General features: G+C 66.5%; 14 protein-coding genes. 1 reads left to right on the forward strand and 13 read right to left on the reverse strand.

What is annotated here, in order from left to right:
• Window positions 1-75 precede the first annotated feature (75 nt).
• The 12 genes from PNI01S_RS13270 to flgB all read right to left on the reverse strand — a co-directional run bounded on the left by PNI01S_RS13270 (window position 76) and on the right by flgB (window position 10,756).
• Complete coding sequence (locus PNI01S_RS13270) at window positions 76-1,122, reverse strand: hypothetical protein (RefSeq protein WP_024766310.1); 1,047 nt, start codon at window positions 1,120-1,122, stop codon at window positions 76-78.
• Window positions 1,123-1,242: 120 nt separating this feature from the next.
• Window positions 1,243-2,157: a flagellar hook-associated protein FlgL gene (flgL, locus tag PNI01S_RS13275; protein WP_024766309.1), complete on the reverse strand. Its 915-nt coding sequence runs from the start codon at window positions 2,155-2,157 to the stop codon at window positions 1,243-1,245.
• Window positions 2,158-2,324: 167 nt separating this feature from the next.
• The gene (gene flgK, locus PNI01S_RS13280) at window positions 2,325-3,692 is read right to left on the reverse strand and encodes a flagellar hook-associated protein FlgK (RefSeq protein WP_024766308.1); all 1,368 of its coding nucleotides are present in this window, start codon (window positions 3,690-3,692) and stop codon (window positions 2,325-2,327) included.
• The gene (locus PNI01S_RS13285; RefSeq protein ID WP_084358404.1) at window positions 3,689-4,729 is read right to left on the reverse strand and encodes a lytic transglycosylase domain-containing protein; all 1,041 of its coding nucleotides are present in this window, start codon (window positions 4,727-4,729) and stop codon (window positions 3,689-3,691) included. Before PNI01S_RS13285 ends, flgK begins: the two co-directional genes overlap by 4 nt.
• A complete protein-coding gene (locus PNI01S_RS13290; RefSeq protein ID WP_089285791.1) occupies window positions 4,729-5,808 on the reverse strand; it encodes a flagellar basal body P-ring protein FlgI in 1,080 nt (359 codons plus the stop codon). The genes PNI01S_RS13285 and PNI01S_RS13290 overlap by 1 nt, the downstream gene beginning before the upstream one ends.
• A gap of 39 nt (window positions 5,809-5,847) precedes the next feature.
• Entirely contained in the window at window positions 5,848-6,510 is a 663-nt protein-coding gene (gene flgH, locus PNI01S_RS13295) for a flagellar basal body L-ring protein FlgH (RefSeq protein WP_037016153.1), read from the reverse strand.
• Between the two features lie 2 nt (window positions 6,511-6,512).
• Complete coding sequence (gene flgG / locus PNI01S_RS13300; RefSeq protein WP_024766305.1) at window positions 6,513-7,298, reverse strand: flagellar basal-body rod protein FlgG; 786 nt, start codon at window positions 7,296-7,298, stop codon at window positions 6,513-6,515.
• A 27-nt stretch (window positions 7,299-7,325) separates the two neighbouring features.
• On the reverse strand, window positions 7,326-8,054 hold the full coding sequence (locus tag PNI01S_RS13305; protein WP_024766304.1) for a flagellar basal body rod protein FlgF: 729 nt from the start codon (window positions 8,052-8,054) through the stop codon (window positions 7,326-7,328).
• 9 nt (window positions 8,055-8,063) lie between these two features.
• The gene (gene flgE, locus PNI01S_RS13310) at window positions 8,064-9,251 is read right to left on the reverse strand and encodes a flagellar hook protein FlgE (protein WP_084358405.1); all 1,188 of its coding nucleotides are present in this window, start codon (window positions 9,249-9,251) and stop codon (window positions 8,064-8,066) included.
• Window positions 9,252-9,286: 35 nt separating this feature from the next.
• The gene (locus PNI01S_RS13315) at window positions 9,287-9,958 is read right to left on the reverse strand and encodes a flagellar hook capping FlgD N-terminal domain-containing protein (RefSeq protein ID WP_084358406.1); all 672 of its coding nucleotides are present in this window, start codon (window positions 9,956-9,958) and stop codon (window positions 9,287-9,289) included.
• Window positions 9,958-10,386: a flagellar basal body rod protein FlgC gene (flgC, locus tag PNI01S_RS13320; RefSeq protein ID WP_024766301.1), complete on the reverse strand. Its 429-nt coding sequence runs from the start codon at window positions 10,384-10,386 to the stop codon at window positions 9,958-9,960. Before flgC ends, PNI01S_RS13315 begins: the two co-directional genes overlap by 1 nt.
• A gap of 4 nt (window positions 10,387-10,390) precedes the next feature.
• Window positions 10,391-10,756, reverse strand: a complete 366-nt coding sequence (flgB, locus tag PNI01S_RS13325; RefSeq protein WP_024766300.1) for a flagellar basal body rod protein FlgB — start codon at window positions 10,754-10,756, stop codon at window positions 10,391-10,393.
• A 309-nt stretch (window positions 10,757-11,065) separates the two neighbouring features.
• Here flgB and flgA point away from each other — a divergent pair, with 309 nt between their 5' ends.
• A complete protein-coding gene (gene flgA / locus PNI01S_RS28645) occupies window positions 11,066-11,629 on the forward strand; it encodes a flagellar basal body P-ring formation chaperone FlgA (RefSeq protein WP_256576629.1) in 564 nt (187 codons plus the stop codon).
• 162 nt (window positions 11,630-11,791) lie between these two features.
• On the opposite strand, the gene PNI01S_RS13335 is transcribed toward flgA, so the two are convergent.
• Entirely contained in the window at window positions 11,792-12,721 is a 930-nt protein-coding gene (locus PNI01S_RS13335) for a phosphatidate cytidylyltransferase (protein WP_024766297.1), read from the reverse strand.

Below are 12,721 nucleotides of genomic sequence, written 5' to 3' on the forward strand. Positions count from 1 at the left end.
GAACAGGTTATCCGCCGGCATGTTCGCGGCGGATAACGCTGGCGCGTTATCCGCCCTACGAAAGACCCACGCGAATCACGCCAGCAGGCTCACCACTGCGAAGCGACTGAGATTCGCCTGAGCCACCACCGTCTGCGCCGCTGCGCTGTAGTGGGTGGCACTGCGGCCCATGCGATCGAGCATCGAGGCGGCGAAGGTGTGCGCCCATTCGCGCTCATCCTCGCTGGCGTGGCGGTCGAGGAAGTCGCGGATGTCGTCCTGGCGGTGGCGCAACTGATCGCGCAGGCCGCCGATACGATCCAGCGCCGAGACCACCGAATCGAGCAACTGGCGCTGCTCACGGAAGGCATCGGTCCTGATCTCGGTGGGGAATGCCAGCAGCCCTTCTTCCTGGCTTTTCAGCCGGGTGTTCTTGCCCTTGGCGAACAGCTTGCCCTCGCCCTGCACCGCCAACTGGCCCTTGAGCTGTTGCCAGTCGGCCTCGGGCGCGGAGAATTTCAGCGCGCCGTCGCTATCGAGTTCGGCGCGGATGCCGGCCTGGCCGAGTGTCGCGTTGAAGCGGCGCAGCACCTGTTCGGTACTCATGCCGTCGTCCAGGACCACCGCCGCCGGTTCGGCGAGCTGGCGGCCAGCACTGAACAGCAGGGTTTCCTTGCCGGAGCGCTGGATCGCGTCCACCGACTCCAGCCCCTCCAGGCTGAAACGGCTGCGCACCGGTTCGTTGAGGCGCAGGCGGAAGTTGGCGTCGAGGCTGCCGTCCGAGCGCTGGGCGCGCTGCTCCAGCAGCTCGTTGACCTGCCGGGTAGCCTGGCGCACGCCTTCGCGGTCCTGGGATTGCGGCGCGCTGAGTTCGCGGCTGAGGTTGAGCTTGAGGCCGCCGAGGCGGTCCTGCAGGTCGCCCAGGTAGCTGTCGGCGGACTGCATGGACGACAACTGCTGGTTGAGCTGCAGGTTGAAGCTGCCGCTCTTCTGCGCACCGCGAGCCATCTGCGCGGCGCTCTCACCCTTGTCCTCACCCTTGCGCAGGGCATTCTGCCGCTCGCCGGCAGCCGGCAGGATGACGTCACGGCGGGCGCTCGGGTCGAAGACGGCGGCGGCCGGCAGTTGTTTGATGACCTTCATGGTGACCTCTGCACCGATGTGCCTCCGCCCGGCGCAAGGGCCGGGCGGTGGCGGGATAAAAAGTAGGGGCGATCCGCCGATTGGCGTCCAGACCTCCGTGCGGAGCCCCTACGAAGAAACTTACAGGCGGCTGAACAGCGACAGGTCGTTGAGCTTCAGGTAGGTCTTCTGCGTGGCCTGCAGCGCGAGCTGGTAGGTGTTCAGGTCGATGCTGGCGCCGGCGTAGTCCAGCTGCGACAGCTCGCCATTGATCTTCTGGTTCACCAGCGAGACTTCCTCGTTGCTCGAATTGAGCATGGTCAGGGTGTTCTGCCGACCGCCCAGTTCGGTAATCGCGCCGAGTACGCCATCGTGGGCGCTATCGAGGCTGTCGATGGTCGCGGTGATCTGCGCGTGCACCGCCGGGTCGGTGACATCCAGCGCCGGGTCCTTGAGCATCTTCACCGTGGCGTGCAGCTGGTTGAGGAAGTCCATGTTGCTGCCGAACACCCCGAGCGCGGTGACGTTCTCTTCCACCTGTACGCCGTTGGCCACGGCGGCCTGGCGCGACTTGTCGTTGCCGGTGGCGACGTAGCTGTCGGTCAGCGGTTCGTAGGTCGCGGCGGCGGTGTCGCTGAGCGTGCCGGAGAACAGGTAGCGGCCCTCTTCGTCGCGCACGTTGACGAAGCTGACGATGGTCTTCTCGATATTCTCCAGCTCGCCGGCCATGGCGTTGAGGTCGCCGCCGGTGTTGGAGCCGTTGGCCGCCCAGAGCAGCAGGTCGCGCACGTTGAGCATCGCGTCGGAGGTGGCCTGCAGGTTGGTTTCCTGGGTCGACAGGTTGCCCGAGACGTTGCCGATGTTGGTGCGGTACTGCGCCAGGCTCGCTTCCTCGCGCTGGATGCGCAGCATGCGCACGCTGGCGATGGGGTCGTCGGACGGCTGGAGGATGCGCTGGCCGCTGGACATCTGCTGCATCAGCTTGCCCAGGGCCGCCGAGTTGCTGTTCATCGAGCCGCCCATCAGCGCGGTGATCTGTGCGTTGGTAATGCGCATACTGCTTTCCTTCACAAAGGCCCTTAAGACCTGTTTACGACCTGCTGCGCGTCGACATAACTGCGTTAACAACAGGCTAAAAAATGCTCATTTACACCGCGTAAACTCCGCTTTTTTAGCCTGTTTTTGCCTTGTTCTGCTCTAGCTCGCGAGATCGTAAAAAGGTCTTAGAAGGCCGCGAGCATCGAGTCGAACAGCTCCTTGGCGGTGCTGATGACTTTCATGTTGGCCTGGTAGGCCTGCTGGTAGGTGATCAGGTTGACCGCCTCTTCATCCAGGCTGACCGCGCTGACGCTATCGCGGCTGGCTTGCGCCTGGGCCGCCACGGTGGTGGCGGTCTTCTGGTCGGCCTGGTTCTGCCGGCTGGCGCTGGCGACCTTGCCGAGCAGCCCGGCGAAGGCATCGTTGAGCGTCACCTGGCTGCCGGAGAGGGTGATGTTCCGGCCCTTGAGGTCGAGCAGCTTGAGCAGGTTGACGTTGTTGCCGGACTCGCCAGCGGTGTCGGACAGCGCCAGCTGCTCGGGCTTGAGATCGTTGAGCGAGAGCATCGCCGTGGTGCTGCCGGCGTTGTAGGTCAGCAGCGCCTGGCCGGGGTTGCCATCGAGGTCGAAGCCGGCCGCCAGGGTGTCGTTGACCATCTGCGCGAACTGGCCGGCCATCTCGTGCAGGGCAGTCTGGTTCGGGCGCAGCGAGTCGTACTCGGTGTCGTACAAGGCGCCGAGTGAGCCGCCCATGCCGTCCTGGGCCAGCGGGAAACTGGTGCCGGCGAAGGTCAGGGCGATTTCCTGCTCGCCGCTGGCGGTGCGGCTGATCGCCAGCTGGCCGGCGGAGTTGCCGGCCACCAGCGGCTGGCCATTGGCGAGCGACACGGTGAGCGAGCCGTCGGCCACTTCGTTGACGCGGATCGAGGCGTATTTGGACAGATCCGCCACCAGGCTCTCGCGGTGGTCGCGCAGCGCGGTGGTGTCGCCGCCGGAGGAGCCGACCTCGACGATCTGCTTGTTCAGCGCCGCCAGGTTGGCGGTCAGCCCGTTGATCTCCCCGACCATGGCGCCGCGCTGTTCCTGCAGGGCGCGCAGCTGGCTGTCGATGTTGCCGGACAGGCCGTTGAAGCGCTGGGCGAGGTTCTTGGTCTCGTTGATGATCTGCTGGCGCAGGGCAACCGAGCCGGGCGTGGCGGTAGCCTCGCTGAGCGCGGCGAAGAAGTTGTCGAGGCCGACGCTGATGCTCGAACCCTCGCCGCCCATCAGTCCTTCCAGCGCGGACAGGTACTGCTGGCCGCTGTCGTAGTAGCTCTGCTCGGTGGTGGCGCGCCACAGCTGCTGGTTCTGGAAGTCGTTGGCCATGCGGCGGATGCTGGTCACCACCACACCGCCGCCGACGTTCAGGCCGCCTTCACCGGCCAGCGACGCGAGGATCGGGCTCAGCCGGCTGAAGCCGGGGGTGTTGGCGTTGGCCACGTTCTGCCCGGAGGTGGCCAGGGCAATCTGCGCCGCACGCAGGCCGCTGTAGCCGATCTGGCTCAACATACTCAAGACGCACTCTCCTTCGACTCGATGCGGATCGGCTGGGCGAACGCTGCCGAGGCCGGTCGGGAAACAAATTCAGGCTGTTGCCCCTGATAGGCGACGGAATCGGCGTGGCGCTTAAATCCTTCCTGCGGCGCGTGCTTCAGGCCGCTCTCCGGCGACAGGCCGCTGCCGGGGATACGCGCCGGCGCCTGGGCCTCACGCACGCGGCGGAGTACGCCGAGGGTGTAGTCGCGGGTTTCGTCGTAGGGAATGCTGCGCACCCAGTCGGCCATGCCGATCTGCCCGCTGCGCGGGTCGCCGTTGCTCTTCAGCCACTCGTCCACCTTGCCGGGGCCGGCGTTGTAGGCGGCCAGGGCGAGCACATGCTGGCCGTCGTAGCGGTCGAGCATCTTGCCCAGGTAGGCGCTGCCCAGCGCCTTGTTGTAGGCCGGGTCGCTGGTCAGGCGCTGCTCGTCGTAGGGCAGGCCGAGTTCGCCGGCGACTTCGCGGGCGGTATCGGGCATCAGCTGCATCAGGCCGCGCGCGCCCTTGGGCGAGACGGCGGCAGCGTCGCCGCCGGACTCCTGGCCGATCACGCTGTCCACCAGCGTGCGGAAACCGGCGCTGCCCTGCTGCCAGGCGTGGGCGAGACGGTCCACCCCGCGCTGCCAGGTATCCACCAGCGGGTTGCGGCTGGACACCGAAGGCCGGCGCAGCGCCTCGCCGCCATCGGCAAGCGCGACAGGCTCGGCGCTATCGGTCGGCTCGGCGGAAAGCTGGCGCACCAGCAGGTCGGCGATGCCGGTCTGCTTGCGCGAGGCCAGGTGCTCGGCCAGCGCCTCGTCGTAGAAATCGCGCATCGTATCGAGGTCGCGGCTGCGCAGCGGGCTGCCGGCGGAGAGCACGTCGCCGGCCTTGCGCATCTGCTTGAGGATCTGTTGCAGGAACATCGCCTCGAACTGCTCGGAGGCCGCCTGCAGCTGCTCGCGGCGGATCGCCTCGGGCGACTCGCCGGGCTGGCCGGTCGGCACGATGGGACGGTTGAGCGAGGTGATGCTCATCAGATGACCACCAACTCGGCGTTCAGGGCGCCGGCCTGCTCCAGCGCCTGGAGGATGCTCATCACGTCGTCCGGCGTCGCGCCCAGGCTGTTCACCGTGTTGATGATGCTTTCCAGGCTGGTGCCTTCAGGCCACTTGAACATCGGCTTCTTGTCCTGGCTGACCGACACGTCCGACTGCGGCGTGACCGCCGTGGTGCCGTTGGAGAAGGGCCCCGGCTGGCTGACCTGGGGGTTCTCGCTGATGGTCACGGTGAGCGTGCCGTGGGCCACGGCGGCGGCCTTCACGCGCACGCCCTGGCCGACCACCACGGTGCCGGTGCGGCTGTTGAAGACGACCTTGGGCCGGGTGCGGCCTTCCTGCACCTCCATGCCTTCGAGCATGGCCATGAAGCTGGTGCGCTGGGCGCTGCTGACCGGCGCGCGCACCGACACCCTGGTGCCGTCCAGCGCAGTGGCAGTGCCGGAGCCGAAGCGCTCGTTCACCGCGTTCATCACCTGGGTGGCGGTCTGGAAACTGGGCTTGCGCACGCTGAGCATCACGTCCGGGCGCTGGGCGAAATCGCTGGGAATCATCCGCTCGATGGTCGCGCCGTTGGGGATCAGGCCGCTGTTGGCGCTGTTGATCGATACGCTGGAGCCGCTCTGCCCCTGCGCGTGCAGGCCGCCGACCACGAGATTGCCCTGGGCCAGCGCATAGACTTCGCCATCGACACCCTGCAGCGGCGTCATCAGCAGCAGGCCGCCGCGCAGGCTCTTGGCGTCGCCCAGCGAGGACACGGTGACGTCGATGGTCTGCCCGGCGCTGTAGGACGGCGGCACGCTGGCGGTGACGCTCACGGCGGCGACGTTCTTCAGTTTCGGGTCGACGTTCGGCGGCAGGTTCACGCCGAACTGCTTGAGCATGTTGGCCACCGACTGGTTGGTGAACTTCACCTGGTTCTTGTCGCCGGTGCCGTCCAGGCCGACCACCAGGCCGTAGCCGATCAGCTGGTTCTCGCGCACGCCCTCGATGTCGACCAGGTCGAGCAGCGGGATGGCCAGCGCCTCGGCCTGCCAGAACAGGCAGAGCAGCGCCATCAGGCGGGAAAGATTTCTACGCATGGAGTGCTCGCCTGCTTACATCGGGAACAGCGGATGGGTGAAGAAGCGCGTCAGCCAGCCGGCCGAGTTGCTGTCGTTGAGCACGCCGCGCCCGGCGTAGGAAATCTTGGCGTTGGCGACGTTCTGCGAAGACACCTGGTTGGCGCGGTTGATGTCGTCCAGGCGCACCAGGCCGGTGAGGCGGATGAACTCGTCGCCCTGGTTCAGGCGCAGCGATTTCTCGCCCTTCACCAGCAGCACGCCGCCGGGCAGCACCTTGTGCACGGTCACCGCGATGGAGCCGGTGAGGGTGTTCTGCTGCGAGCTTTTCGCCGAGCCATTGAAATCGCGGTTGGCCGTGGCGGAGGTTTCCAGGCCGCCGTACTCCTTGGTCAGGATGGTCGGCACCGGCACGTCCAGGCTGGATTTCTTGCCGAAGCTGGTGCCCGCGCTCTTGCTCGACTGGGTGGACTCGCTGAGTACCACGGTGACGATGTCGCCGACGCCGATGGCGCGCTTGTCGCGCAGCAGCGAGCCGCCGTAGCCGGAGCGGAACAGCCCGCCGCTGGTGGTGGGCGGCAGGCTGTAGTCCAGCTCCGGCGGCTGGTAGAGCGAGGAATCCTCGTCCGGCAGCATCTCGTTGAAGCTCTGGCAGCCGGCGAGCAGCGCCAGGGCGAGCAGCAGGGCAAGGCGCGTCATGGTCAGACCGTCTGGTTGAGGAACTGCTGCATGCCCGACGCGGCGTCGAGCACCTTGGCGTTGGCCTCGTAGGCGCGCTGGATGGCGATCATGTTCACCATCGCTTCCACCACCTGCACGTTGGAGCCTTCCAGTACGCCCTGCTTGAGCGTGCCCAGCCCCTCCTCGCCCGGCGTGCCTTCCTGCGGCTCGCCGCTGGCGGCGGTTTCCTTGTAGAGGTTGCCACCGAGGGCTTCCAGACCGGCCGGGTTGGTGAAGCTGACGAGGGTGATCTGGCCCAGCTCGGTGGGCAGCGTCTCGCCGGGGAGGATGGCGGTGACGATGCCGTCGCTGCCGACGGTGAAGCGGCTGGCGCCGGCCGGCACTTCGATGTTCGGCGTCAGCGGCAGGCCCTGGGCGTTGACCACCATGCCTTCGTTGTTCAGCTGCAGCTGGCCGTTCTCGGTGTAGTAGGTGTCGCCGTTGGGCGCCTCGACCTGGAAGAAGCCGCTGCCGACGATGGCCAGGTCCATCGGTTGCCCGGTGGTCTGCATGCTGCCTTCGGTGAACACCTTCTGCGTGCCGACGACGCGCACGCCGCTGCCCAGCTGGATGCCGGACGGCACGGTGTTGACCTGGTCAGCCTGGGCGCCGGGTTGCAGCTGCACCTGGTAGAACAGGTCCTCGAACACCGCGCGGTCGCTCTTGAAGCCGACGGTGTTGACGTTGGCCAGGTTGTTGGCCACGGTGGACATCGCGGTGTCCTGTGCCGCCAGGCCGGTCTTACTGACCCAAAGTGCCGAACTCATGTTGTACTCCTGTCTGCGCGCCGCGCGTTAGCCGCCACGGATCATGCGGTCGCCGGCCTCGGCGAGATCCGAGGCGGCCTTCATCATCTTCACCTGGGTCTCGAACCGCCGGTTCAGGCTCATGGTGCCCACCAGCTGGTCGATGGCCGAGACGTTGCTCTGCTCCAGGTGCCCGGAGACCAGGCGCACGTCGTCGCTGGCGGCGACGTTCTGGCCGTCCTTGCTGACCAGCAGGCCCTGGGCGTTCTTCACCAGCGACGCGGCCGGTGCGTCCACCAATTTGAGGCGGTCGACGTCGGTCATCATGAAATCGCCGCGCGGCATCACCGAGATGGTGCCGTCGCTGCCGATGGCGATGGCGTCGTACTCCGGCAGGGTGATCGGGCCGCCCTCGCCGAGCACGGCGCGGCCGTTGATCATCAGCTGGCGGTCGGCGTCGATCTCCAGGTTGCCCTGGCGCGTGTACGCCTCGCCGTTGCCGCTCTGCACGGCGAGCAGGCCCTGACCCTGGATGGCGACGTCGAGGTCACGCCCGGTGGCCATCAGGGTCCCGGCGCTCATGTCGACGCCGCTGCTCTCGATGCGCGCCAGGTGGCGGCTGTCGTAGCCGGCGCCGCTCACGTCCACGGCGGTGGCGTGCTCCAGGTCGGCACGGAAGCCGGGGGTGTTGACGTTGGCCAGGTTGTTGGCGCGGATGTCCAGCGCAGACATGCTGCGGCTGGCCGCCGTCATCGCGGTGTAGCCGAGACGATCCATGGGATTTCCTTAGATGGCCGAGAACAGCACTTGGGTGAGTTCCTTGTCGGTGGTCATCACCTTGGTGTTCGCCTGGTAGTTGCGCTGGCCTTCCATCAGGCCCACCAGTTGCTGGGTGATGTCGACGTTGGAGCCTTCCAGGTTGCCGGCCGAGAGCGAGCCGAACTGGCCGATGCCGGGCACGCCGATCAGCGGGGCGCCGGAGGCGGAGGTCTCGGTCCAGGCGGTGCCGCTCTGGTTCTGCAGGCCGCCGCTGTTGACGAAGTTGGCCAACGCGACCTGGCCCTGCAGCATGCGCTGGCCGTTGCTGTAGTTGACGTAGACCTTGCCGTCGTTCTCCACCGCGATGCCGGTCTGCTCGCCGGCCGCGTAGCCGGTGGTGCGGTTGGTGGTGACGACGAAGTCCGAGCCGTACTGGCTGGTGCCGGTGTAGTCGAGGGCGATGTTCATCGGGTTGACGCCCGGCAGGTTGAAGCTCACCGGCACCGCGGCGATCGGCGCGGACAGCGAGCCGTCCGGGGCGAAGGTCAGCGACTGGGTGGCGCCCACGGCATTGCCATCCACTGCGTAATGCGCGTTCCAGGTGTTGCTGCCGGTCAGCACGAAGTACTGGGTCAGGGTGTGTTCCTTGCCCTGGGAGTCGTAGATCTTGCTGGTGTAGGTGGAGTTGTAGGTCGCCACGTTCTGCGGGTCGAACGGCGCGACGGTCGGCACCTTCTCGTTGGAGTCGAGGTTGGCGACGAACTCCAGCCTGTCGGTGGCCTTGGCCGGCAGGTTGGCGGTCTTCACCTGCAGGTCGGACACGGTGCCCACCAGCAGGTTGCCGGCCGCGTCGGTCGGGTAGCCCTGCAGGCGCTGGCCGGTGGCGTTGATCAGGTAGTTGGCATTGTCCTGGCTGAACACTCCGGCGCGGGTGTACTGGGTGTCGCCGTTGCCGCTCTTGACGACGAAGAAGCCGCCGCCGGAAATGGCCAGGTCGAGGTTGCGGTTGGTCGACACCAGCGAGCCGCCCTGGCTGATGCTCTGGGTGGTGCCGGTGACTTCCACGCCCATGCCCTTGGTGTCGGCGTAGACGCTGCCGAACTCGGTGCGCGAGGACTTGAAGCCGACGGTGCCGGAGTTGGCGATGTTGTTGCTGATGGTGTCCAGCTGCTGGGTCACCGCGTTCAGGCCGGTCAGGGCGATGTTGAAGCTCATGGCGTTAGCTCATCCTAAGTGGGGGGAACAGGCGCTCAGGCGGCCTGGCCCTGACTGAATTCGACGATCTTGTAGAAGGGCACGGAACCGGCGCCCGCGACTTCCAGGACCGGGCCGTCGGCGCTGACGCGGACGTTATGGACCAACCCGGACACTTCGATGCCCGGCGTCTCGCCGCTCTCGGTCTTCACTGCGAGGCTGTACTTGCCCGGCTTCAGGCCGAGCGCTTCGGGGTCCACGGTGAAAGGCACGGCGCCCGGCTCCTGCGGGCCGAGGGTGATGTCGGTGCGCACGCCGTTGGCATCGGTGAGTTGCAGCACGGTGGTGGCCGAGGCGTGTTCCAGGTTGATCTGCCCGCTGACCTTGTCGCCGTCCAGTTGCAGGCTGTCGGCGCTGACCTTCACTTCCTGGCCGACCAGGCCGGCGGCGGTGAGGGTCTGCAGGTTGTCCATCAGCACCAGGTTGTTCTGCTGCAGGGTGGTCATGTTCTGCATGCTCTTCACCTGCGCCATGGCCGAGTACTGGTTGATGAACTCGGTGCTGTCCACCGGCTTGGTCGGGTCCTGGTACTGCACCTGAGCGACCAGCAGGGTGATGAAGCTGTTCTCCATGTCGCCCATCTCGCCGAGATTCACCGCCTGCTTGGGCGTGCCGGACGACGTGCCGTTGGTGCTGGTACCGCTGGTGTCGTTGTTCACCGAGCTCATCAGGCGTCTCCCAGTTTCAGCAGGCTGGACTGCATGCTCTTCACCCGGTTGAGCACTTCCACACCGGTCTCGAAGCTGCGGGTGGCGGACATCATGTCGGTCATCTCTTCGATCTCGTTGACGTCGGGGTAGTAGACGTAGCCGGTGGCGTCGGCCAGCGGGCTGCCCGGCTCGTAGCGGCGCTGCGGGGCGCGGCCGGAGGTGACCACGTCGAGCACCTGCACGTGGGCGCCGCCCATGCCGGCGCTGCGGGTGAGCTGGTCGTTGTCGTAGACGGCGGCGAACATCGGCTTGCGCGCCTGGTACACGTCGTCGGGCCTGGCGGCCGCGGAGTCGGCGTTGGCCAGGTTGCTGGCCACGGTGTTCAGGCGCACGGTCTGCGCGTTCATCGACGAGCCGGCGATGCGGTAGATGGAATCGAATGCCATGGCGTCAGCGTCCCTCGATGGCCTGCTTGAGGCCGCGAAATTTCATGGTCAGGAAGGTCAGGCTGGTCTGGAAATCCATCGCGTTGCGCGAGAATTCCGCCTGCTCTGTGGCCAGTTCGACGCTGTTGCCGTCCTGGGAAGGCTGGTTGGGAATGCGGTACTTCAGCTCCATCGATTGCGGGCCTGCGCTGGCCAGCACTGCCGACGAATTGCCCTGGCGCTGCATCTCGGCGGCGAAATCGATGTCCCGCGCCTTGAAGCCGGGGGTGTCTTCGTTGGCCAGGTTGGAGGCCAGGATTTCGCTGCGCTGCATGTGCAGCGAGAGGGCTCTCTCGTGGAGACCCAGGGTCTCGTCAAACCGTATACTCATTCCCGCAACCCATTCTCATCGTTCGGCGTGCGTGGCCATTCAGCACAAAGCATGCCGACCCCTGAAGGTCGCTTCATGTCGTTGATTTACAAGGCGTTTATTGAAACCCAAAAACGCGGGCGCAACGCGTCGTTTCCGCTTTTCGCGCGCCACAGCGGGGGATGCGGAAAAGCGCTTTCCGCCTGCTTCCTCGTCCTCCTTCCCGCTCTTGCGCAAGCGCAGGATGCCCGCGCGCAACTCGACGCCGCCGCACAGCGACTGATCGCCAGCGAACTGAAGAGCGAAGCGAAAAAACAGGGCTGGAACGGCATGACCTTCAGGGTCGCCAACAACCTGCCCAACAGCCTGGCCAAGCTGCCGGCCTGCCCGAGCGAGCCGCAATTGCGCGAGAGCGAAGCACCCGCCTCGGCCACCGCCCGGCGCCGGCTGGAGGCCGATTGCGCGGGGCAGCCCGGCTGGCCGCTCTACTTCACCAGCCAGCCCGCGGTGTTCCTGCCGGCCGTGGTCGCCAGCGGCGAGATCGAGCGCGGCCAGACGCTGGAGCCGGGGCAGCTGAAACTGGCACCGCTGGAGATCGGCAAGAGCGCGCGGGGCTACTTCACCCGCATCGATGAGGTCGCCGGCAAGACCGCTCGCCGGCGCATCCGCGCCGACCAGCCGCTGAGCCCGGCGCTGCTCGACGGCGCGCTGCTGGTGCGCCGCGGCCAGCAGGTGAAGATCGTCGCCAGCCAGGACGGCATCCAGGCCAGCGCCGCCGGCGAGGCGCTGGCCAACGGCAAGCAGGACGAGGTGATCCGGGTGAAGAACCTGCGCAGCCAGAAGGTCATCGACGCGAAGGTGCTGGCCTCGGGAGAGGTGAGTAGCATCTTCTGAGTGCCGCGGACCGTTTTACGTTGGATGAGCCCTGCGTGACGGTGGCTAACCGCACGGCAGACCGTAGGGCGCATAACGCGCCAGCGTTATCCCCGCAGAGTCGCTGGCGGATAACCTGTTCCAGGTTATGCGTCCTACGGTCCTACGAAGGTAATACCCGCCTCAGGTCCACCAATACCGCACGAAGTGGAAGAACACCGGCGCGGCGAAGCACACCGAATCCAGGCGGTCGAGCATGCCGCCGTGGCCTTCGATCATGTGCCCCCAGTCCTTCACCCCGCGGTCGCGCTTGATCGCCGACATCACCAGCCCGCCGAAGAAGCCGAGGATGTTGATCATCAGCGCGATCAGCAACGCCTGCCAGAAGGCGAACGGGGTGATCCACCACAGCGCGCCACCGATCAGCGTGGCCAGCGCCACGCCTCCGACGAAGCCTTCCAGGGTCTTGGACGGCGACAGGTTGGGGGCGATCTTGCGCTTGCCGAAGAGCTTGCCGCAGACGTACTGCAGCACGTCCGACAACTGCACGACGATCACCAGGAAGGCGATCAGCAGCAGGTTGCGGCCCTCGTAACCCTCGATGTTCAGGGTCAGCAGCGCCGGCACGTAGGAGATGCAGAACACCGCCAGCATCAGCGCCCACTGCACCTTCGAGGCGCGTTCGAGGAAGTGCTTGGAGTCGCCGCCCAGCGAAGCGAGGATCGGCAGCAGCAGGAACACGTAGACCGGAATGAAGATGGAGAACAGTCCGTACCACTGGATGCCGATCAGCAGGTACTGCATCGGCAGCACGAAGTAGAAGGCCGCGACCAGCGCCGGGTAGTCGCTGCGCCGGGTCGGCATCAGCGTGAGGAACTCGCGCAGGGCGTAGAACGACACGCCATAGAACAGCAGGATCACCGCCCAGTAACCGAGGGCGAAGGCGCAGCCGATCACCGCGACCATCACCCACCAGGCATTGATCCGCGCGTTGAGGTTGTCGATCACCGCGTGCGGTCCCGCCGGCGCGCGCCAGCGCAGCACCGCGCCGACCAGCGAGGCGAGAACGAGGATGCCGCCGATACCGGCGAACAGCAGCCAGGTCTGGTTCAT

Source organism: Pseudomonas nitroreducens NBRC 12694, from assembly GCF_002091755.1.
Classification (GTDB): domain Bacteria; phylum Pseudomonadota; class Gammaproteobacteria; order Pseudomonadales; family Pseudomonadaceae; genus Pseudomonas; species Pseudomonas nitroreducens.